Source organism: Saccharothrix tamanrassetensis, from assembly GCF_014203665.1.
In the GTDB taxonomy this organism is placed as follows: Bacteria; Actinomycetota; Actinomycetes; order Mycobacteriales; family Pseudonocardiaceae; genus Actinosynnema; species Actinosynnema tamanrassetense.
This window is the reverse complement of the sequence record NZ_JACHJN010000002.1, coordinates 34,899-53,874: the sequence shown is the minus strand read 5'-3', so window position 1 is coordinate 53,874 and position 18,976 is coordinate 34,899. Positions and strand designations below refer to the sequence as shown.

20 protein-coding genes are annotated in these 18,976 nt (G+C 70.5%); 11 read left to right on the top strand and 9 right to left on the bottom strand.

The genetic code is table 11. The annotated features are described in order from the left end of the window. The first annotated feature begins 19 nt into the window (after positions 1-19). The 4 genes from FHS29_RS05005 (at position 20) to FHS29_RS04995 (ending at position 2,479) form a co-directional block, all read left to right on the top strand. Positions 20-508: a helix-turn-helix domain-containing protein gene (locus FHS29_RS05005; RefSeq protein WP_184688748.1), complete on the top strand. Its 489-nt coding sequence runs from the start codon at positions 20-22 to the stop codon at positions 506-508. 3 nt (positions 509-511) lie between these two features. Then, entirely contained in the window at positions 512-820 is a 309-nt protein-coding gene (locus FHS29_RS36250; RefSeq protein WP_221455461.1) for a PIN domain-containing protein, read from the top strand. Further along, on the top strand, positions 817-1,080 hold the full coding sequence (locus tag FHS29_RS36245; RefSeq protein ID WP_221455460.1) for a VapC50 family PIN domain-containing toxin: 264 nt from the start codon (positions 817-819) through the stop codon (positions 1,078-1,080). The genes FHS29_RS36250 and FHS29_RS36245 overlap by 4 nt, the downstream gene beginning before the upstream one ends. 217 nt (positions 1,081-1,297) lie before the next feature. Beyond that, on the top strand, positions 1,298-2,479 hold the full coding sequence (locus FHS29_RS04995) for a Shedu anti-phage system protein SduA domain-containing protein (RefSeq protein ID WP_184688746.1): 1,182 nt from the start codon (positions 1,298-1,300) through the stop codon (positions 2,477-2,479). A 235-nt stretch (positions 2,480-2,714) separates the two neighbouring features. On the opposite strand, the gene FHS29_RS04990 is transcribed toward FHS29_RS04995, so the two are convergent. From FHS29_RS04990 to FHS29_RS04980, 3 genes are all read right to left on the bottom strand, one after another. Further along, positions 2,715-3,098 (bottom strand): PIN domain-containing protein, encoded by a 384-nt coding sequence (locus tag FHS29_RS04990; protein WP_184688744.1) that lies wholly within the window; start codon positions 3,096-3,098, stop codon positions 2,715-2,717. A gap of 448 nt (positions 3,099-3,546) precedes the next feature. Continuing rightward, entirely contained in the window at positions 3,547-3,693 is a 147-nt protein-coding gene (locus FHS29_RS04985; protein ID WP_170199033.1) for a hypothetical protein, read from the bottom strand. Positions 3,694-3,918: 225 nt separating this feature from the next. Beyond that, on the bottom strand, positions 3,919-5,112 hold the full coding sequence (locus tag FHS29_RS04980) for an ATP-binding protein (RefSeq protein ID WP_184688742.1): 1,194 nt from the start codon (positions 5,110-5,112) through the stop codon (positions 3,919-3,921). Positions 5,113-5,244: 132 nt separating this feature from the next. On the opposite strand from FHS29_RS04980, the gene FHS29_RS04975 reads away from it, so the two are divergent. Further along, positions 5,245-5,871, top strand: a complete 627-nt coding sequence (locus tag FHS29_RS04975) for an SIMPL domain-containing protein (protein WP_184688741.1) — start codon at positions 5,245-5,247, stop codon at positions 5,869-5,871. A 131-nt stretch (positions 5,872-6,002) separates the two neighbouring features. Here the strand turns inward: FHS29_RS04975 and FHS29_RS04970 are convergent, their stop codons facing one another. Further along, positions 6,003-7,280 (bottom strand): acetyl-CoA C-acetyltransferase, encoded by a 1,278-nt coding sequence (locus FHS29_RS04970; protein ID WP_184688739.1) that lies wholly within the window; start codon positions 7,278-7,280, stop codon positions 6,003-6,005. Positions 7,281-7,368: 88 nt separating this feature from the next. Here FHS29_RS04970 and FHS29_RS04965 point away from each other — a divergent pair, with 88 nt between their 5' ends. Together FHS29_RS04965 and FHS29_RS04960 are read left to right on the top strand one after the other, a co-directional pair. After that, complete coding sequence (locus FHS29_RS04965; protein WP_184688737.1) at positions 7,369-8,679, top strand: 3-oxoacyl-ACP reductase; 1,311 nt, start codon at positions 7,369-7,371, stop codon at positions 8,677-8,679. After that, positions 8,679-9,482, top strand: a complete 804-nt coding sequence (locus FHS29_RS04960; RefSeq protein ID WP_184688735.1) for a MaoC/PaaZ C-terminal domain-containing protein — start codon at positions 8,679-8,681, stop codon at positions 9,480-9,482. Before FHS29_RS04965 ends, FHS29_RS04960 begins: the two co-directional genes overlap by 1 nt. Before the next feature lie 9 nt (positions 9,483-9,491). On the opposite strand, the gene FHS29_RS04955 is transcribed toward FHS29_RS04960, so the two are convergent. Next, positions 9,492-10,187, bottom strand: coding sequence for a TetR/AcrR family transcriptional regulator (locus FHS29_RS04955; RefSeq protein WP_184688733.1), 696 nt, complete (start codon positions 10,185-10,187; stop codon positions 9,492-9,494). A gap of 98 nt (positions 10,188-10,285) precedes the next feature. Here FHS29_RS04955 and FHS29_RS04950 point away from each other — a divergent pair, with 98 nt between their 5' ends. The 3 genes from FHS29_RS04950 to FHS29_RS04940 all read left to right on the top strand — a co-directional run bounded on the left by FHS29_RS04950 (position 10,286) and on the right by FHS29_RS04940 (position 12,658). Next, positions 10,286-10,936, top strand: a complete 651-nt coding sequence (locus tag FHS29_RS04950; protein WP_184688731.1) for an SCP2 sterol-binding domain-containing protein — start codon at positions 10,286-10,288, stop codon at positions 10,934-10,936. Between the two features lie 7 nt (positions 10,937-10,943). After that, on the top strand, positions 10,944-12,158 hold the full coding sequence (locus FHS29_RS04945; protein ID WP_184688729.1) for an acyl-CoA dehydrogenase family protein: 1,215 nt from the start codon (positions 10,944-10,946) through the stop codon (positions 12,156-12,158). A gap of 131 nt (positions 12,159-12,289) precedes the next feature. Then, positions 12,290-12,658, top strand: coding sequence for a VOC family protein (locus FHS29_RS04940; RefSeq protein WP_184688727.1), 369 nt, complete (start codon positions 12,290-12,292; stop codon positions 12,656-12,658). Positions 12,659-12,676: 18 nt separating this feature from the next. Here the strand turns inward: FHS29_RS04940 and FHS29_RS04935 are convergent, their stop codons facing one another. Further along, positions 12,677-13,603 carry a helix-turn-helix domain-containing protein gene (locus FHS29_RS04935; RefSeq protein WP_312864760.1) on the bottom strand — a complete coding sequence of 309 codons (927 nt, stop codon included), beginning with the start codon at positions 13,601-13,603 and terminating at the stop codon, positions 12,677-12,679. Positions 13,604-13,677: 74 nt separating this feature from the next. Between FHS29_RS04935 and FHS29_RS38055 the strand changes: the two genes are divergently transcribed. Beyond that, entirely contained in the window at positions 13,678-15,051 is a 1,374-nt protein-coding gene (locus FHS29_RS38055; RefSeq protein ID WP_184688723.1) for a pentapeptide repeat-containing protein, read from the top strand. 2 nt (positions 15,052-15,053) lie between these two features. On the opposite strand, the gene FHS29_RS04925 is transcribed toward FHS29_RS38055, so the two are convergent. Genes FHS29_RS04925 through pdhA form a run of 3 tightly spaced genes read right to left on the bottom strand, consistent with a single transcriptional unit; the run spans position 15,054 to position 18,710 of the window. Continuing rightward, on the bottom strand, positions 15,054-16,478 hold the full coding sequence (locus tag FHS29_RS04925) for a dihydrolipoamide acetyltransferase family protein (protein ID WP_184688721.1): 1,425 nt from the start codon (positions 16,476-16,478) through the stop codon (positions 15,054-15,056). 13 nt (positions 16,479-16,491) lie between these two features. After that, positions 16,492-17,514 carry an alpha-ketoacid dehydrogenase subunit beta gene (locus tag FHS29_RS04920; protein ID WP_184688719.1) on the bottom strand — a complete coding sequence of 341 codons (1,023 nt, stop codon included), beginning with the start codon at positions 17,512-17,514 and terminating at the stop codon, positions 16,492-16,494. Next, positions 17,514-18,710, bottom strand: a complete 1,197-nt coding sequence (gene pdhA, locus FHS29_RS04915; RefSeq protein WP_184688717.1) for a pyruvate dehydrogenase (acetyl-transferring) E1 component subunit alpha — start codon at positions 18,708-18,710, stop codon at positions 17,514-17,516. The genes FHS29_RS04920 and pdhA overlap by 1 nt, the downstream gene beginning before the upstream one ends. Positions 18,711-18,976: the final 266 nt, after the last annotated feature.

The window sequence follows — 18,976 nt, the reverse complement described above, 5'->3', positions numbered from 1 at the left end:
TTGAGCTTACGGTCGTGCCATGACGACGATCGTGGGCGAACGGACCCTGCTACCGCCGGCACGACCGGAGTCCTCGTCGGCCTTGGCCGCCCTGCTCGCCGGTCTTCGACAGGACAAGGCGATCCTGGTAGCGCCCGACGGCAGCCGCCTGGAGTTGCCCGCCGAGGTGTTCGAGGTCATCCGGGACGTCGTGCAGGCGATGTCGCAGGGCCTGGCGATCACGGTCGCACCCCGCCACACCGTGTTGACCACCAGTGAAGCGGCTCAGGTGTTGGGCGTTTCCCGACCTACCCTGGTCCGCCTGCTCGAAGCGGGCGAGATCCCCTACGAGAAGCCGAACCGCCACCGCCGGGTGCTGCTGGCCGATCTTCTGGCCTACCAGGAACGCGTTCGCAGGGCCCGTGCCGCCGGTCTGGACCAAATGGTGCGCGACGGCGAGGAGAGTGGACTCTACGACCTGCCGATCGACACGCCGTTCGAACGGATGCCGCCAGACGACGACAGGTGATCTTTGTACTCCGTCTTCCTGGACACGTGCGTACTGCTGAAGCCGTACCTCTGTGACACGGTCCTGAGCATCGCCGAGTGCGGCATCTACCGGCCGCTGTGGTCGGCGGGCGTGTTGGAGGAACTCGACCGGAACCTGCGCAAACGCGGGGCGACCGAGGAGCAGGTCCGTCACCGGCTCGACCAGATGACCCGTCACTTCCCGGACGCGCGGGTCGACGGCTACGAAGACCTCATCCGCTCGATGACGAACCACCCCAGGACCGACACGTCTTGGCGGCTGCCGTGCGGGGCGGCGCGGAAGCACTGGTGACGGAGAACCTGAGGGATTTCCCCGAGTCGGCCGTCGCGCCGTACGGGATCTTCGTCCTCCACCAGGACCACTTCCTCCAGGACCAGCTGGACCTCGCCCCTGAAGCGGTCCACAGCAGTCTGCGCAGGCAGGTCTCGCGGTACAAGCGCGCTCCGCGGTCGGTCGCGGACCTGCTGGACCTGCTCGGCAACGAAGGACACGGCTGCGTGAACTTCGCGGCGGCGTGCCGTGACCACCACGACCGCGAGTGGAGGCGTTGACCTGCTGGCAGCAGAAGATCCGGAAGTCCGGCAGCACCACCTCGCCGCGCAGGTCGGCGAGTTCGATCTCCCGGTCACCGGCGCTCAGCCGGCCGCGTCCGGTCAACTCGGGACCGCGCAGACACGAGCGCAGCGGCGATGAGCGGTCGCGATGTGCGCGGTTCATCCGCGCCCACCGTGTTCGACCGGCGTTCCGCGCCTGTCATGATCGCGAACCATGGCACTCAGGACCGACTTCACCCTCAAGTCCCTGCTTCTCGAACTGCACGAACTGGCGGCCCCGGAAATCGCGCCGCACTTCATGGACGCGATCGAATCGATGGGCCCACAGAGCCCGTACAAGGGGGGCAAGCGCCTGGTCGAACTGTTGGAGTTCATCGTGCGGGAGGCACATCAGGCCGGAGACGCTCCGAGCGAGGAAGGCGCACAGGATGCGGTCGCCTACATGCTGGGCCGTCTGCTGGAATCCGACCTGACGATGAAGTACGACCTGTATGACGGTTCCGGGCAGTTACGCGACATCCAAATGATCCAAACGTCGATGAGCGCCGGCAACGAGTTCATCCGGCAGGAGATCGACAAGCTGCTTGCTGACAATCCGACTGCCACTGCTGCCGACATCCGTGCTCACTTCGAGGAGGCGGGGCGCCGAGCGGTGCGGTTCGTGAGGGCAAGGCGAGCCGGGCACTACGGCGCGTTCCGGGTCAGATCCGACATCGCCGCCTGGCTGGTCGACGTGCTGGTCGACCGAGTCGAATTCCACACCGACGAGGACACCGACCCGCAGGTCGATGCACTGTTGGCGGCACCCGACGCGAATCTCCTGGTGGCAGCGGCCCAACTCCGGCTGAGGCGCACGCAATTGGACGAACTGGAGGCGGCGGTCGAGAACCCGTTCACCAAGGAGCGCGGGTTGCAGCGACTGGTGGAGCGCGCGGCCTGGTTGTTCGGAGGCGGGTACACCGGCGTCTCCGACGTGAGGCGCCTGACGTCCGGCACCGAGGTCGACTTGGCGTTGCTGCGACCGGACGGGGTACTTCACGTCGTCGAACTCAAGAAGGCGAACACGCGGTTGGTCAAGCTGCACCGAGGCGTCCCGATCACTTCCGACGACGTGAATCGGGCCTCCGCACAGGTCACGAACTACCTTCGCGCGTTCGACGAGGACCGGGCGGGAATTCTGGAACGTCACGGCATCGACGCAAGGCGGGCGAGCGGCACGGTGGTCATCGGACACCCGATGTACGACGTCGACTTCACCGAGCAGCAAGTCGATGAGGCGCTACGGGTGTACAACGCCGACCGCTCCCGGATCGAGGTCGTCACCTACAAACAGTTGATCGACAGGGCCCGCCACGCGCTGGAACTGAGCGCACCGAGCGAGGGTCACGGGAGGTAACGCAGAGCGGCGGTGGAGTTCGCAGTCGGCGGTGCCAGGCTGCGCCGGGACTTCGCCCCGTGGAGGAGCCAGCCGTCCGGCAGCAGAACGTCCAGATGGCCGGACGGCACCTTGCCGCGAAGCCAGAGCGCCTCACCAGAGCGCGCCGCGCGTTTCGACGGCGCGGCCCCTTCGTGTTCCCGAACATCCGCGCCGGCTGAGTCAGCCCGCGGCCACCGACCGGAAGCGGCCGGTTTCAGGACGGGCGGTGGACGGATCGGGGGCCGAGGACGGTGGCGCCGAGGTCGGTTACGCGGCGGCGGAGTTCGCGGTCGGCGGTGACGACGGCGCAGGGGCGGTTTTCCGCCTCATTGCGGACTACGTCGACTATGGCGTCGTCTCCGGACGCAGTGGCGGAGACCACACGGACGCCGGGGACGGACTGCACGTGGCGGGCCTTGCCTTCCACCACCAAGACGATGTCGAGCGGACCCGGTGCGAAGCCGTCCAGGCCGTGCTCACCCACTCCCACCAGCGAGTTTCGCAATCTCGTGGCAGCGCCTGCGCGGTCTCGCCACCAGCCGTCGGGCACGGATCCGATGACATTTGCCGCGTCAACCACCAGGAGCGGGCGGGTCATCGCCCCATGCTCTCAGCAAACCTTCAAAAAACTGTCGTACCCCGATGGCACCATGGGTGGTGTCCATGGGGGACAAGACACATTCAGGGGGATAGTGATGAACAGGCATGCCCGCAGACAGGACGAAGACACCTGGACCGGCTCGGCCACGTCCAAGTAGCAGTCCGGACATGCACTAAGCAGTCGGGGGAGAGATGGGAAACCCCGCGGTGCTGCCAGGTCGGGGGTCCGACAGCACCGCGGGGTCACCCGGAACATCGAGACACGATCGTGGACTGTTACACCCCTATGGCGTGTGACCCAGATCACGTTTCGATAGGTACACCATAGCCGAAGGCCCTGTCGCGCGGGAGGTGCGACAGGGCCTTCGGAGTTTCCCCCTTCGCCAGTGGGTGGGACGACGGGGCGCGTGCCCGGTGTCGATCGGGCGGTCGCCCCACCCGGAGGCTCAGCGGAGGGTGGTCACCTGGGCCTGGGCGATCGCCATCAGCTCGTGACGCATCGCCGGGGTGGGCGCCTGGTCGATCGCGCGGGCGACAGCCTTGCGGTTGCGAGCCTCGACACGACGAGCGCGGAGCTTCGCAGTGAAGTTCATCGGGGTTTCATCCCTCTCGAAGGTGTTCCTCGGTGGTGTGCCTCAAGTATGCACCCTCCGGGCGGCGAAATCACCCGATTATCCGGTGAGGTGGCGCACAGGCCGATGAATCACCGGCCACTACCTGACGGACCCCTGTGATTCGCCTGACAGACACCTGCTGAGCCGAACAGCCCCGAAGCCGCCCTCTAGCGTCACCGCTAGACGACGGTAGGCAACCGCAGATCAGTCCTCGCGCCCCAGCAGGAACCGGCCGAAGTGCGGCACGGTGAACGCGATCTGACCGCGTTCCGCGCTGTAGACCAGGCCCTTCTTGATCAGGCTGTCCCGCGCGGGCGACAGCGAGGACGGCTTGCGGCCGAGGTGGTCGGCCACCTGCGCGGTGTTCACGCCCGCGTCCTTGCCGTCGGTCAGCTCCGCCATCGCCCGCAGGTACTCCCGCTCGGCCGGCGTCGCCCGCTCGTACCGCGACCCGAAGAACCCGACCGCGAGCTCCGCGTCCGCCTCCGGCGCGGCCACCGCCACGTCCAGCGCGCTGATCGGGTCGGCGGGCGCGGCGTCCCAGGCGGCCTTCCCGTACGCCTGGATGAAGTACGGGTAACCACCGGAGGCGTCGAACAGCGCGTCCAGCGCCTCGTCCTGGATGCCCGCCTCCTCCCGTTCGACGGGCGCGAGCACTGCCCGGTCGGCGTCCTCGCGGGAGAGCCGGTCGATCCGCACGTAGCGGAACAGCCGCTCGGAGTACGACTTCGACGCCGACAGCACGGCGGGCAGGTGCGGCAGCCCCGCGCCGACCACCACCAGCGGCGCACCGGACTGCGACAGCTCGTGGCAGGCCGCGCACAACGCCGAGATGTCGTCCGGCGGCACGTCCTGCATCTCGTCGATGAGCAGCGCGACCCCCGTGCCCACGTCCTGCGCCAGCTCCGCGACCTCGGTGAACAGCTCCACCAGGTCGATCTCGATGTCCCCGGAGTCGGCCCGGCCCTGCGCGGCTGGCACGTCGATGCCGGGCTGCCACCGGTCCCGCAGCTTCGCGTCGGCCGGGTTGGCGCGCAGCGCGAACGCCTTCAGCACGCCCAGCACGGCCTCCACCCGTTCGGGGGCGCGGTGCCGGACGGCCAGGTCCCGGATCGCCCGGTGCAGGGCGGCGGACAGCGGACGCCGGAGCCCCGCCTCGGGCCGCGCCTCGATCTTCCCCGCACCCCAGCCGCGCTTGACCGCCATCGACCGCAACTCGCCGAGCAGCACCGTCTTGCCGACGCCGCGCAGCCCGGTGAGCACCAGACTCCGCTCGGGTCGCCCGCGAGCCACCCGTTCGAGCACCACCTCGAAGGCTGCGAGCTCCTTGTCGCGTCCCGCCAGCTCGGGCGGTCGCTGCCCCGCGCCGGGGGCGAACGGGTTGCGGACCGGGTCCATCCTCGGACGGTATCGAGCTGTCTACGACCGATCCAATAGTGCAGGCGTGTCGGCCTGTATTCGGTTGTCTAGCATTAGAGGTATAAAGCCTTATCGTTGCGGATGATCCGGTAGCGGAGTTGGCTGGGCGTCGTGGCTGAAGTCGTGACCAAGGGCACCGGCAAGGTCGAGCGCACCGCCGACCGCGCCGAGGTGCAGGTGAACTTCGAGACCGTCGGCTCGACCCGGAACGAGGCGGTCGACCAGCTGACCCGGCGCGTCGCGTCGGTCGAGCCGGTCCTGGAACGGCCGGGCGTGGAAGTGCGGTCGCGGCAGTTGTCCGTGCACGACAACTGGGACGGCCAGCAGCGGGCAGGCAGCCGCGCGTCCCAGCAGTACACGCTGCGGGTGGAGGACCTGGCGCAGTTGGACGACCTGCTGTCGGCACTCGTGGCCGCCGAACCGACGTGGCTCAACGGCCCGCAGTGGCAACTCGCCGCCGACGCCGAGGCGATCCGCGAGGCCCAGCGGGAGGCCGTGCTGGACGCGCGGCGGCGCGCCGAGGGCTACGCCGAGGCGTTGGGCGCACGCCTGGGCACGCTGCAGCGCCTCTCCGACGGCGACGGCGAGACGTGGGCCGCCGAGTCCACCCCCGGCCGTGCCATGGCGGCGTACGGCGGCTCGGTCGGCCAGGCTCCGAACATGGACGAGCTCAACCTGGAGGCCCAGCAGATCGTCGTCACGGTGCGCTGCACCGCAGCCTGGACGTTGCTGGACTGACGGGTGCGCGGCTCACAGTTGCCCGGCTGACGGGTGCGTGACTTGACGGTCACCCGGCTGACGGTTGCGTGGAATCGCCGGACGGTGCGGCGGATCGTCGTCCACCGCACCACGTCCCGGACGTTGCCGGACTACCGCTCCACGATCGCCGTCACGCCCTGCCCGCCGGCCGCGCAGATGGAGATCAGGCCACGCCCCGAGCCCTTCTCGGCGAGCAGCTTGGCCAAGGTCGCCACGATGCGCGCGCCGGTCGCCGCGAACGGGTGCCCCGCCGCCAGCGACGACCCGTTGACGTTCAGTTTGGACCGGTCGATCGGGCCCAGCGGGGCCTCCAGCCCCAGCCTGCCCTTGCAGAAGTCGGCGTCCTCCCAGGCCTTCAGGGTCGCCAGCACCTGCGAGGCGAACGCCTCGTGGATCTCGTAGAAGTCGAAGTCCTGCAACGACCGGCCGGCACGCGCGAGCATCCGGGGCACCGCGTACGCCGGAGCCATGAGCAGGCCCTCGCCGCCGTGCACGTAGTCGACCGCCGCGGTCTCGGTGAACGTCAGGTAGGCCAGCACCGGCAGCCTGCGCGCCGCCGCCCACTCCTCGCTCGCCAGCAGCACCACGGACGCACCGTCGCTCAGCGGCGTGGAGTTGCCCGCCGTCATGGTCGCGCCCTCGTCCCGTCCGAACACCGGCTTGAGCTCGGCCAGCTTCTCCACCGACGAGTCCGGCCGGAGGTTCTGGTCGCGGGAGAGACCGGCGAACGGGGTCACCAGGTCGTCGAAGAAGCCCCGGTCGTAGGCGGCGGCGAGGTTCCGGTGGCTGGTGGCGGCCAGCAGGTCCTGGTCTTCGCGGGTGATGCCCCACTCGCGGGCGGTGATGGCGGCGTGGTCGCCCATCGACAGGCCGGTGCGGGGTTCGCCGTTGCGGGGGATGTCCGGGACCACGTGCCTCGGGCGCAATCTGGCGGCGGCCTTGAGCTTCGCGCCGGTGGTGCGGGCCCGGTTGAACTCCAGCAGGACGCCGCGCAGGTCTTCGTTGACGCCGATCGGCGCGTCGCTGGTGGTGTCCACGCCGCCCGCGATGCCGGACTCGATCTGACCGAGCGCGATCTTGTTCGCCACCGCGATGACGGCTTGCAGGCCGGTGCCGCACGCCTGCTGCACGTCGTACGCCGGGGTCTCGGCGGACAGGCTGCCGCCCAGGACGGATTCCCGGACCAGGTTGAAGTCGCGGCTGTGCTTGAGCACCGCGCCGGCGACCACCTCGCCCAGCCGTTCGCCCTGCAGCGCGAACCGGCTCACCAGGCCGTCCAGCGCGGCGGTGAACATGTCCTGGTTCGACGCGGTGGCGTACGGGCCGTTCGAGCGGGCGAACGGGATTCGGTTGCCGCCCACGATGGCAACCCTCCGGATCTCGGCCATGTCGTCGTCCTCCAGCTGCGGGGGGTGTGTTGGCCAGCTTACCTACTCACCAGTAGACTTACTAACAAGTAGGGAGTGTGATGTGCGCATGGATCGCTACCAGTCGTTCGCCAGGTCCGGCTTCGGACGGTTCGTCGTCGGCAAGCTCGGCCTGCCCGACCCGTACCCGCTGCGCCGCCACTCGCCCACCCAGCCTCCTCTCGACGGCCCCGTGCTGCTCGGTGGCAGCGGTCGGCTGGTCGAGCCGGTCGGCGCCGCGCTCGGGTCCATCGGGCTGGACGTGGTGTCCGAGAGCCCGCGCTACGGCGCGCTGGTGTTCGACGCGACGGGCATCGACAGCACCGAACGGCTGCGGGAACTGCACGAGTTCTTCCACCCGGTGATCCGGTCGCTCGGACCGTGCGGGCGGGTGGTCGTGCTCGGCACGCCGCCCGCGTCCGCCGCGTCGCAGGTCGCGCAGCGGGCGTTGGAGGGTTTCGTGCGCAGCGTGGGCAAGGAGCTCAAGCGCGGCGGCACGGCACAGCTCGTCTACGTGGCCGAGGGCGCGGAGGGCAGCGTCGGGTCCACGCTCCGCTTCCTGCTCTCCGGGCGGTCCGCGTACGTGTCCGGCCAGGTGATCCGCATCGGCACCGGCCCGATCGAGGTGCCCGAGGACTGGTCCCGGCCGCTCGCCGGCAAGGTCGCCCTGGTCACCGGCGCCTCACGCGGCATCGGTGCGGCGATCGCCGAAGTACTGGGTCGCGACGGCGCGCACGTCGTCTGCCTGGACGTGCCCGCCCAGGGCGACGAGTTGTCCGCCGTCGCGAACCGGGTGCGCGGCTCGACGATCCAACTGGACATCACGTCGGCCGGAGCGCCCGCGAGGATCGTCGAACACGTGACCCAGCGGCACGGCGGCGTGGACATCGTGGTGCACAACGCGGGCATCACCCGCGACCGGACGCTCGGCCGGATGGACGAGGGCCGGTGGGACGCGGTGGTCGCGGTCAACCTGGCCAGTCAGGAGCGGGTCAACCAGGCGCTGTTCGACTCCGGGGCGCTGCGGCCGAACGGGCGGGTCATCGGGGTGTCGTCCATCGCGGGCATCGCCGGCAACGTCGGCCAGACCAACTACGCCACCACCAAGGCCGGCGTGATCGGCATGGTGGACTCGCTGTCCGCGCAGGTGGCCGGTACCGGGACGACGGTCAACGCGGTCGCGCCCGGCTTCATCGAGACCAGGATGACCGCCGCCGTGCCGCTGTTCATCCGGGAGGCCGGGCGGCGGATGAACAGCCTGTCGCAGGGCGGCCTGCCGGTGGACGTGGCGGAGACCATCGCGTGGTTCGCGCACCCGGCGTCGGGGGGCGTCAACGGGAACGTGGTGCGGGTCTGCGGCCAGAGCCTGCTGGGTGCGTGATGGCGAACCTGACCTGGCTGTACGCGAAGGCGGCGCTGACCGGGTTCACCCGGCGCGGGTCCTCGCTGCCGTCCGACGTGCGGTCGTTGCGGACGACCGTCGACCGTGAGCACCTGGCGGCGTACGACCGCGTGTGCGGGTTCCCGGTGCGTGAGGAACTGCCCGTCACGTACCCGCACGTCCTGGCGTTCCCGTTGCAGATCGAGCTGATGACCGGTCGCGGGTTCCCGTTCCCGCTGCCGGGCCTGGTGCACGTGGCGAACCGGATTGCGCAGACCCGGCCGTTGCTCGCGTCCGACGAGCTGGACCTGCGGGTGCACGTCGAGAACCTCCGGCCGCACGAGCGTGGACGGCAGTTCGACGTGGTGTCCACGGCGTCCGTGGCCGGCGAGCAGGTTTGGGTCGACGTGTCGACTTATCTCCGTCGTGGCGGAAGCGGGGAAGGCAGTTCTCCGGGCGAACGCGCCGAACCGCCGCGCCCGACCGGGGTGTGGCGGGTCGGCGGGGACATCGGCCGCCGGTACGCAAACGTCTCGGGCGACCGCAACCCGATCCACCTGCACGCGCTGACCGCGAAGGCGTTCGGCTTCCCCCGCGCCATCGCGCACGGCATGTGGTCGAAGGCGCGGTGCGTGGCGGCGTTCGAGGGCAGGCTGCCCGACGCCTGCACGGTGGACGTGCGCTTCAAAGCCCCGGTCCTGCTGCCCGCGGAGGTCGACTTCTCGGCCACGCCGACCGGCGACGGGTGGCGCTTCGCGCTGTGGTCGGACCGTCCTCACCTGGAAGGCACGATCAGCGGCTGACCCGCGGTTTCAGCTCTCCGCCCCGGGTTGGGGGGTGTCCGGCGCGCGCCGCGACGGCGGGTGCCAGACGTTGCCACCCACCAGGTCGCCGAATCCCATCCAGACCAGGTTCATCAGCCGGGCGGCGACCACGCCGGCGGGTTCCTCCGGGTTGTCCAGCCACCAGTCGGCCAGCGACTCACCCGCGCCGACCAGGGCGGCGGCCAGCGACTCCGCCTCCTTGTCGCCCGCCCGCGGCACGTTCGGGAAGTCCGACGAGTGCACCAGCAGGGCCGCGACCAGGCTGATGGCCCGGCCGCGCATGTCGGCCAGTTCCGCCGCGAACGGGCCGCCCTGGGACGACGCCTGGCGGTGCAGCACCTGCCAACCGGCCCGGTTGCCGCCGACGAAGCCGAAGAACGCCCGCAGGCCGCTCCACAGCTGCACGTCCGGCGGCTGGTCGGGCTCGACGCCGGTCGCGATGGCCTCCATCATCCGGGTCGCCTCACGGCGGATGCAGGTCGCGAAGAGCTCCTCCTTCGAGCCCAGGTAGGCGTACAGCATGGGTTTCGAGATGCCCGCGACCTCGGAGATCTCGTCCATGGACGAGGCGTGGAAACCCAACCGCGAGAAGACGTCCACGGCCGCGTCCAGGATCTGCCGCTCGCGCACCGCGCGGGGCAGCCTCTTGGCTCGACCGGTGCGGACCGGTTGCTCTGCGTGCATCACACCCCCTGAAGGCTGGGACAAGATTATCCGACGCCCTTGCCGGTCTACCTACTCATCAGTAGTCTTACCTGCGAGTAGGTAGCGGAGGTGCCACCATGACCATCGACCTCACCGCCGAGGCGATCGCGAAACTCGGCCCGCAAGAGCTGATCTCGACGCTCCAGCGGGTCGATCCGGCCGACCCCGCGCTCAAGGACGTCGACATCGACGTCATCGCGCGCGGCATCGACCCCAAGAAGCTCGGCAAGGACGAGTTCGCCGACCTCCTCGGCGTGCTCGGCGACCTGGCCGACGCCGGCGCGGACCTCGACCTGGCCAAGATGGACGCGCAGAACTTCGCCCGCATCATCTCGCGCGCGTCGAAGGACCAGGTCGACGCCGTCACCGGCCGCGCCGGCCTCCGCGAGCGCGTGCTGGACGAGGTGTTCCGGCGCATGGAGGTCCACTTCCGCACCGACCGCGCGGGCGCCACCCGCGCCGTCGTGCACTTCCGGCTCTCCGGCGGCTTCGGCGACGGCGGGCACGACGTGTACGAGGCGGTCATCGAGGACGCCGCCTGCACGATCAACAAGGGCGCCACCCGCGAGTCGCGCGCGACCGTCACGCTCGGCCCGGTCGAGTTCCTCAAGCTGGCCACCGGCAACGCGTCCGCCCCCGTGCTGTTCATGACCGGCAAGCTGAAGGTCAAGGGGGACCTCGGCTTCGCGGCGGGGTTCATGAGCCTTTTCGACATCCCGAAGGCGTGAGGACCACATGGGCGGCTTTTCGCTGGAACTGAACGAGGACCAGGTAGACCTGCGGAACTGGGTGCACGGCTTCGCCGAGGGGGTGATCCGCCCCGCCGCGGCCGAGTGGGACGAGCGGGAGGAGACCCCGTGGCCGGTCATCCAGGAGGCCGCGAAGATCGGCCTGTACGGCTTCGAGGCGCTGGCCACCTGGTTCGCCGACCCGATCGGCCTGTCGCTGCCGATCGCCACCGAGGAGCTGTTCTGGGGTGACGCGGGCATCGCGCTGGCCCTGATGGGCACCGGCCTGGCGGCGGCGGGCATCTTCGCGTCCGGCGAGCCCGAGCAGCTGGCCGAGTGGGTGCCCGAGTGCTTCGGCACCGAGGACGACCCGAAGCTGGCCGCGTTCTGCGCCTCCGAGCCGCAGGCGGGCTCCGACGTGGCCGGGTACCGCACCCGCGCCGTGTACGACGAGGCGACCGACGAGTGGGTGATCAACGGCCAGAAGGCGTGGGCCACCAACGGCGGCATCGCGAACGTCCACGTCGTCACCGCCGTGGTCGACCCGGCGCTGGGGTCACGCGGGCAGGCCGGTTTCATCGTGCCGCCGGGGACGCCGGGCCTGTCGTCGCCGGGGAAGATCAAGAAGCACGGCATGAGGGCGTCGCACACGGCCGACGTGTTCCTCGACGACGTGCGCGTGCCGGGGCGCTGCCTGCTGGGCGGCAAGGAGAAGTTGGACCACCGGCTGGCACGGGCCCGCGAGGGGCAGAAGGCCGGCGGCCAGGCGGCGATGGCGACGTTCGAGACCACGCGGCCGACCGTCGGCGCGATGGCGGTGGGCGTGGCGCGGGCGGCGTACGAGTACGCGCTGGAGTACGCGAAGGACCGCGAGGCGTTCGGCCGCAAGATCATCGAGAACCAGTCCATCGCGTTCGACCTGGCGAACATGAAGCTGGAGATCGACGCTTCGCGGCTGCTGGTGTGGCGCGCGGCCTGGATGGGGCGCAACAACGTGCCGTTCACGGCCGGCGAGGGGTCGATGTCCAAGCTGAAGGCCGGTGAGGTGTCGGTGTGGGCGACCGAACGCGCCATCCACATCCTGGGCGGGGCGGGGTACACGCGTGAGCACCCGGTCGAGCGGATGCACCGTGACGCGAAGATCTTCACCATCTTCGAGGGGACGTCGGAGATCCAGCGGTTGGTCGTGGCGCGGGCTATTTCGGGGATGTACATCAGGTGAGCTGATCTTCCCGGGCCGTCTCGGGCGGTGGCGGGTCGGGCGGGGTTCTTCGGGCGGGGTTCTTCGGGCGCGGAGGACCCCGCTCGTCGCTGTGCCGACCAGGCCCGCCGAGGCGGACTACGCTTCGGGGCATGATCGGGACCTTGCAGTGCGTGGTGCTGGACTGCCCGGAGCCGAAGGCGTTGGCCGAGTTCTACCGGGGCCTGTTGGGCGGCGAGGTCGATCGGCCGGGGCAGCAGTGGTCGTTGGACGCGGACTGGTCGACGTTGCACCACGGGGGCGGGGTGTTGGCTTTTCAGCGGGTCGCGGAGTACTCGGCGCCCGCGTGGCCGGATCCGGCCAAGCCGCAGCAGTTCCACCTGGACATCGCGGTGGAGGACCTCGGCGTGGGCAAGGCCGAGGTCCTCCGGTCGGGTGGCTCCGTGCTGGACGACTCGTACGAGAGGTGGGCGGTGTTCGCCGACCCGGTGGGGCACCCGTTCTGCCTCGTGCAGGCCTAGCGGCTGCCCCGTGCGGGCCTAGCGGCTCTGCCTCGTGCGGGCCTGGCGACCGGCTTCGGCCAGCCACTTCCGTTCCGCGCTGGTGTCCGGCACCGGGGGCCAGCCGTTGATCGTCGCCAGCAGCATCCAGTAGCGCTCGGCCCGCGGGTCGCCGAACTGCTCCAGCTGTCGGGTCAGTTCCGGACCGACCGGGACGCCCACGACCCGGCTCCACCGCTCGTTGACCTCGGCGACGATCCGGCGCCCCTCGTCCGACGTCGGGGCGATGCCCGCGTCCAACGCCGCCCGTGCCGCGCCCATCGCGTGCTGGAACGCCTCCATCTGCTCCGCACCGCCACCGGACAGGTCCGCGCCCTCCGCGCGCATCTCCTGGTGGCGCACCGACATCTGCCGGATGGACGCGCGGAAGTCCTGATCCCGCACCAGGTTCGCCAGTTCGATCCACGCCTCCAGCTGCTCGGGCGTCGGGTCGTCGGGCAGTTCCACCCGGACCGAGCGCATCCGGTCGCGGAAGTCCGGATCCAGGTCCAGGCCGCCGAACACCTCGTCGAAGAAGTCGTCCAGAATCGCCTGCCGCTCGTCCTCCGACAGCCGCGCCATCTCGTGCACCATCTCCACCTCCCCGTTGCGCGCCACCACCCGCAGCACGGCCCGGCGCAACCGGAGCGTCCGCAACTGCGCGTCGATGGCTTCTGCGTGCGTCCGCGCCACCTCGGCGACGGACACCTCACGTGCCAGCACGCGTTGCGCCGTGGGCAGGTCCACGCCCAGGTCGCGCAACGTCCGCACCAGCTTGAGCCGCGCCAACCCGTCGACGTCGTAGGTGCGGAACCCGCCCACCGTCCGCCCCGCCACGGGGATCAGACCGGAGTCGGAGTAGAACCGGATCGTCCTGGTGGACAAGCCGGTCAGCCGCGCCAGCTGGCCGATCGAGTAGTGCGTCACGGGGACCACCTTGGACTCTCCAGTTACTGGAACTTCAACTCCATTACCGCGATGATCGGGCAGCATGTCCCGTCGTGCACGAGGCGCGGGAACTGATCGACGCGTACTGGCCCGTCCTGTTCGCGTTCCTGACGCTGCTCGCGGTCTGGCGGCTGGCGCGGGCCGCGTTCCTGGTGTGGTCCGGGCAGGCCGTCGAGAAGGAGCCGAAGCGGCGCAGCGCGGTGGACGGCGCGCGGGGGTCGATGGGCTGGGCGGTGGCGCGGTGGCTGCTGCTGGCGACCGTGCTGGCCGGTGCCACCGGTTTCGGGTTGTTCTGGCTGCTGGGACGGCCTTCGCTGCCGTCGGGTGCCAGCTTCACCACGACCGAGCTGCTGGACCTGCTGAAGATCGGGCTCGCGGTGGTCGGCGGCCTGGGCGCGGTGGTGGCGCTCGCGGTCGCCTACCGGAAGCAGCAGGTGTCCGAGGCCGCGCACGTGATCGCCACCCGGCAGGAGGACCGCGAGCGCACGAAGTACTTCAACGAGCGGTACGGCAGGGCCGCCGAGCAGCTCGGGCACGACAGCTTCGCCGTGCGGCTGGCCGGGGTGTACGCGATGGCGGGCCTCGCGGACGACTGGCGCGCCCAGCGGCAGACCTGCGTGGACGTGCTGTGCGGGTACCTGCGCACGCCCTACCCGGAGGACGACCGCACCGAGCGCGAGGTGCGCCAGGCGATCATCACCACGCTGCTCGACCAGGAGGGGCGTTCGGCGGGACTGGAGCTGGACTTCCGGGGTGTCGAGTTCGAGGACCTGGACCTGTCCCGGCGGTCGTTCGCGGGCTCCATCACGTTCGACAAGGCGGTCTTCCACGGTGACCTGACCGACTTCTCCGGTGCGGAGTTCCGCGGGACCGCCACCTTCCGGGGCGCGCGGTTCACCGCGACGCGCACCTCGTTCGCCGAGGTGACGGCCCAACGCGCCGAACTGGACTTCAGCGGCGCGGAGTTCACCGGGGAGCTGGTCGACTTCACGGCCGCCAACCTGTCCGACACCAAGGTCCACTTCACCGACTCCGCCATCCGCGACACGACGCTGGACTTCCGGTGGCTGCTGGCGCACCACGTGGCGCTGTCGTTCGAACGGGCCGAGCTGCGCCGGGCGACGCTGGACCTGTCGGCGGTCAACGTGCTGCCGGGCAGCCTGACGAACCGGTCCAGGTCCCAGCTGGTCCTGCGGTCCGCGGACGCGGAGGACAGCACGATCCGGTTCTCCGGCAGCCGGCTGAACCACGCCGTGCTGGACGCCGACGGCGGCCGGTTCGCGGACTGCGTGCTGGAGGCCGACCTGGTGGAGGCCGCCCACGCCGGGCTGAGCACGGAAGGCGTGTCACCCGAGGGGTTCGCCGCCGGGCTGCGGGCGATGCGACGGGCCGGGCACCCGCAGGTCCCCGGCCCGTCGACGGACTGAGCTCAGTACGTCATCGCCACGCCGGGGTCGGCCAGCAGCGCGCCGACGTCGGCCAGGAACTGCGAGCCCTGCTGGCCGTCGACCACCCGGTGGTCGAAGCTCAGCGCCAGCTGGCAGACCTTGCGCGGCACCACCTGGCCGTCCACCACCCACGGCATGTCGCGGATCGCGCCGAACGCGAGGATCGCGGACTCGCCGGGGTTGATGATGGGCGTGCCGGTGTCGACGCCGAACACGCCGACGTTGGTGATGGTGATGGTGCCGTTCAGCATGTCCGCCGGGGACGTCTTGCCGTTGCGCGCGACCGTGGCGAGGTCGTCGAGGGCGATGGCCAGTTCGCGCAGCGACAGGCGGTTCGCGTCGCGGACCTTCGGCACCACCAGGCCTCGCGGCGTGGCGGCGGCGATGCCCAGGTGGACGTAGTCCTTGTAGACGATCTCGCCGGCCGCCGCGTCCCACGTCGCGTTCACGTCGGGGGTGCGGCGGGTGGCCAGGACGACGGCCTTGGCCGCGAACGCCAGCGGGGTGAGCTTGACGTCGCGGAACTGCGGCGTGCCCTTGAGCCTGGCGCGGAGCTCCATCATCGGGGTGACGTCGACGGTGAGGAACTCCGTGACGTGCGGTGCGGTGAACGCGCTGTCCACCATCGCCTGCGCGGTCGCCTTGCGGACGCCCTTGACGGGCACCCGGCGCTCCCTCGCCGCGCTGTCCACACCGGACACCGCAGGCGCACTCGGCGCCTCCGGTGCGGCGAGGGCCTGCTCCACGTCCTCGCGGGTGATCACGCCACCGGGGCCGCTGCCGGACAGGCCGTGCAGGTCCACGCCCAAGTCCTTGGCCAGCTTGCGGACCGGGGGCTTGGCCAGCGGCACGTAGCCGCCCGCGGACGTGGACGCCGGTGCAGTGGACGCCGGCGCAGAGGGTGCCGGGACCGTCGGTGCGGCGGCGGCCGGGGCGGCCGGAGCCACGACGGGCTTCGGCTCCACGACCGCGGGTGCGGGTGGGGCGGACGCGACCGCCGTGGCGGCCACCGGGACCGGGGCGGGGGCGTCCTTGCGGGCACGTCGCTTCGCCGGGCTCGCCTTCGGCCCGTACCCGACCAGGTTGGCCACCCGGCCGTCGTCCTCGGGCTTCCCGGACGCCGGAGTCCCGTTCGTCGCCGACGGGGCCGCCGTGCCCGACGGGTCCACGTCAATGGTGATGATCGGCACGCCGACCTCGACCGTCTGGCCCACCCGGGCCAGCAGCTCGGTCACCACGCCGTCCCACGGGCACGGCAGCTCGACCGCCGCCTTGGCGGTCTCGATCTCCACGATGATGTCGTTGACCTTGACCGTGTCGCCCGGTCCCACGTGCCAGGTGAGGATCTCGGCCTCGGTCAGCCCCTCCGCCGTGTCGGGCAGGGGGAAGTTCCTGAACTGCGGCATTCCTGCGTTCCCCTTACCAGGCCAGCGAGCGGTCGACGGCGTGCAGCACCCGGTCGAGGTCGGGGAGGAAATCCTCCTCCAGCTTCGACGGCGGGTACGGCGTGTCGAACCCGGTCACCCGCAGCACCGGCGCTTCCAGGGAGTAGAAGCACTCCTGCTGCACCTTGGCCGCGATCTCGCTGGAGATGGAGGACTCGCTGGGCGCCTCGGTCACCACGACCAGCCGCCCGGTGCGCCGCACCGACTCGTAGACCGGACCCAGGTCCAGCGGGGACAGCGAACGCAGGTCGACGACCTCCAGCGAGCGGCCCTCCTCCTCGGCCGCCGCCGCGGCGTCCAGGGAGGTGCGGACCATCGGGCCGTAGGTCACCAGGGTGGCGTCCGTGCCGGTGCGCAGCACGCGCGACGAGTACAGCGGGGCGGGCGCGGCGGTCGTGTCGACCTCGCCCTTCTCGTAGTAGCGCCGCTTGGGCTCGAAGAACAGCACCGGGTCGTCGGAGTCGATCGCCTGCTGGATCATCCAGTAGGCGTCGGCCGGGTTCGAGCACGCCACGACCTTCAGGCCGGCGGTGTGCGCGAAGTACGACTCGGGCGACTCGGAGTGGTGCTCGACCGCGCCGATGCCGCCGCCGAACGGCACCCGGATCACCATCGGCAGCTTGATCCGGCCCTGGGTGCGGAAGTGCAGCTTCGCGACCTGGCTGACGATCTGGTCGAAGCCGGGGAAGATGAAGCCCTCGAACTGGATCTCGCACACCGGCCGGTAGCCGCGGATCGCCAGGCCCACCGCCGTGCCGATGATGCCGGACTCCGACAGCGGGGTGTCCAGCACCCGCTGCTCGCCGAAGTCCTTCTGCAGGCCGTCGGTGATCCGGAAGACGCCGCCGAGCTTGCCGACGTCCTCGCCCATCACGAGGACCTTCGGGTCGGCCTCCATCGCCGCGCGCAGGCCGTTGTTGATCGCCTTGGCGACGGTCAGCGTCTGCTTGGCGGCCGGCGTCGCGGACGTGAGTGGGTCCATCGTCGGAGCAGCCATCAGTGCTCACCTCCCGCGAAACCGGCGTGGTAGGCCAGGAACTCGTCGCGCTGGGCGTCCAGCACGGGGTTGGCCTCGGCGTAGACCTGGCTGAACATCCGCTCGGCGGGCGGGTCGGGCAGGTTGACGCAGTAGTCCCGCATCCCGATCGCGAGCTGCTCGGCGTCCGCCTCCACCGAGTCGAAGAACGCGTGGTCCGCCCACTGCTGCTTGACCAGGTAGACCTTGACCCGCTCGATCGGGTCCTTGAGCTTCCACAGCTCCAGCTCGTCGGAGAGCCGGTAGCGGGACGGGTCGTCGGACGTGGTGTGCGCGTCCATCCGGTAGGTGAAGGCCTCGATCAGGATCGGGCCGTTGCCCTGCCGGCACTCCTCCAGCGCCCAGCGGCTGACCGCGAGGGTGGCCAGCACGTCGTTGCCGTCGACCCGGATGCCGGGGAAGCCGTAGCCGCGGGCCCGCTGGTACAGCGGCAGCCGGGACTGGCGCTCGGTGGGCTCGGAGATGGCCCACTGGTTGTTCTGGCAGAAGAAGACGAGGGGCGCGTCGTACACCGCCGCCCAGACGAAGCCCTCGTGCACGTCACCCTGGCTGGTCGCACCGTCGCCGAAGAAGCACATGGTGGCTTCGCTGTCGGCGTCGTCGCCCACCTTGCCGTCGAACTTCTGGCCCATGGCGTAGCCGGCGGCGTTGAGCACCTGGTTGCCGATGACGATCGTGTACGGGTGGAAGCGGTGCTCCACCGGATCCCACGAGCCGTTGTCGGTGCCCCGGAACATGCCCAGGATCTCGGTCGGCTGGATGCCCCGGCACCAGGCCACGCCGTGCTCGCGGTAGCTGGGGAACGCCATGTCCATCGGTCGCAGCGCCCGGCCCGCGCCGATCTGCGCGGCCTCCTGGCCGAGCAGCGGCACCCACAGGCCCAGCTCGCCCTTGCGCTGGAGCGCGTTCGCCTCGCGGTCGGCCCGGCGGACCAGGACCATGTCCCGGTACAGGCCGCGCAGCTCCTCGGCGGAGATGTCGATGTCGAAGTCCGGGTGCTGGACCCGCTCGCCCTCGGGGGTGAGCAGTTGCACCAGGTCGGCGCCACCCTCGTCGGTCGCCTTCAAGCCTGCGATCACCTGTTCAGCGGTCGGTGCGGCGGCGGTCGCCGGTGGACCGTCCGGCCCGGGGTGCGTCCATTTCTCAGGGGACGACATTGCGCCTTACTCCTCGTCTACGAGGCCGCCCAGTCGCTCGTGACGACCATGCGCGGCGGCACCGCCAGTCGCCGCCACCCTGGTGAGGGAGGCCGGACAACCGTCGGCGCTGACGGTGTTCTCATCCACATCCTGACACGCGCTCACCCGGGATGGTGAGTCCTGTCCCAGTTTGTAATCGCAGGCGCACCGCCCTGAACAGGCACAACGTTCGGACGGCCAATCTTCGGCCGTCCGAGTAGGGCGTTCGGACAACGAACGTAACC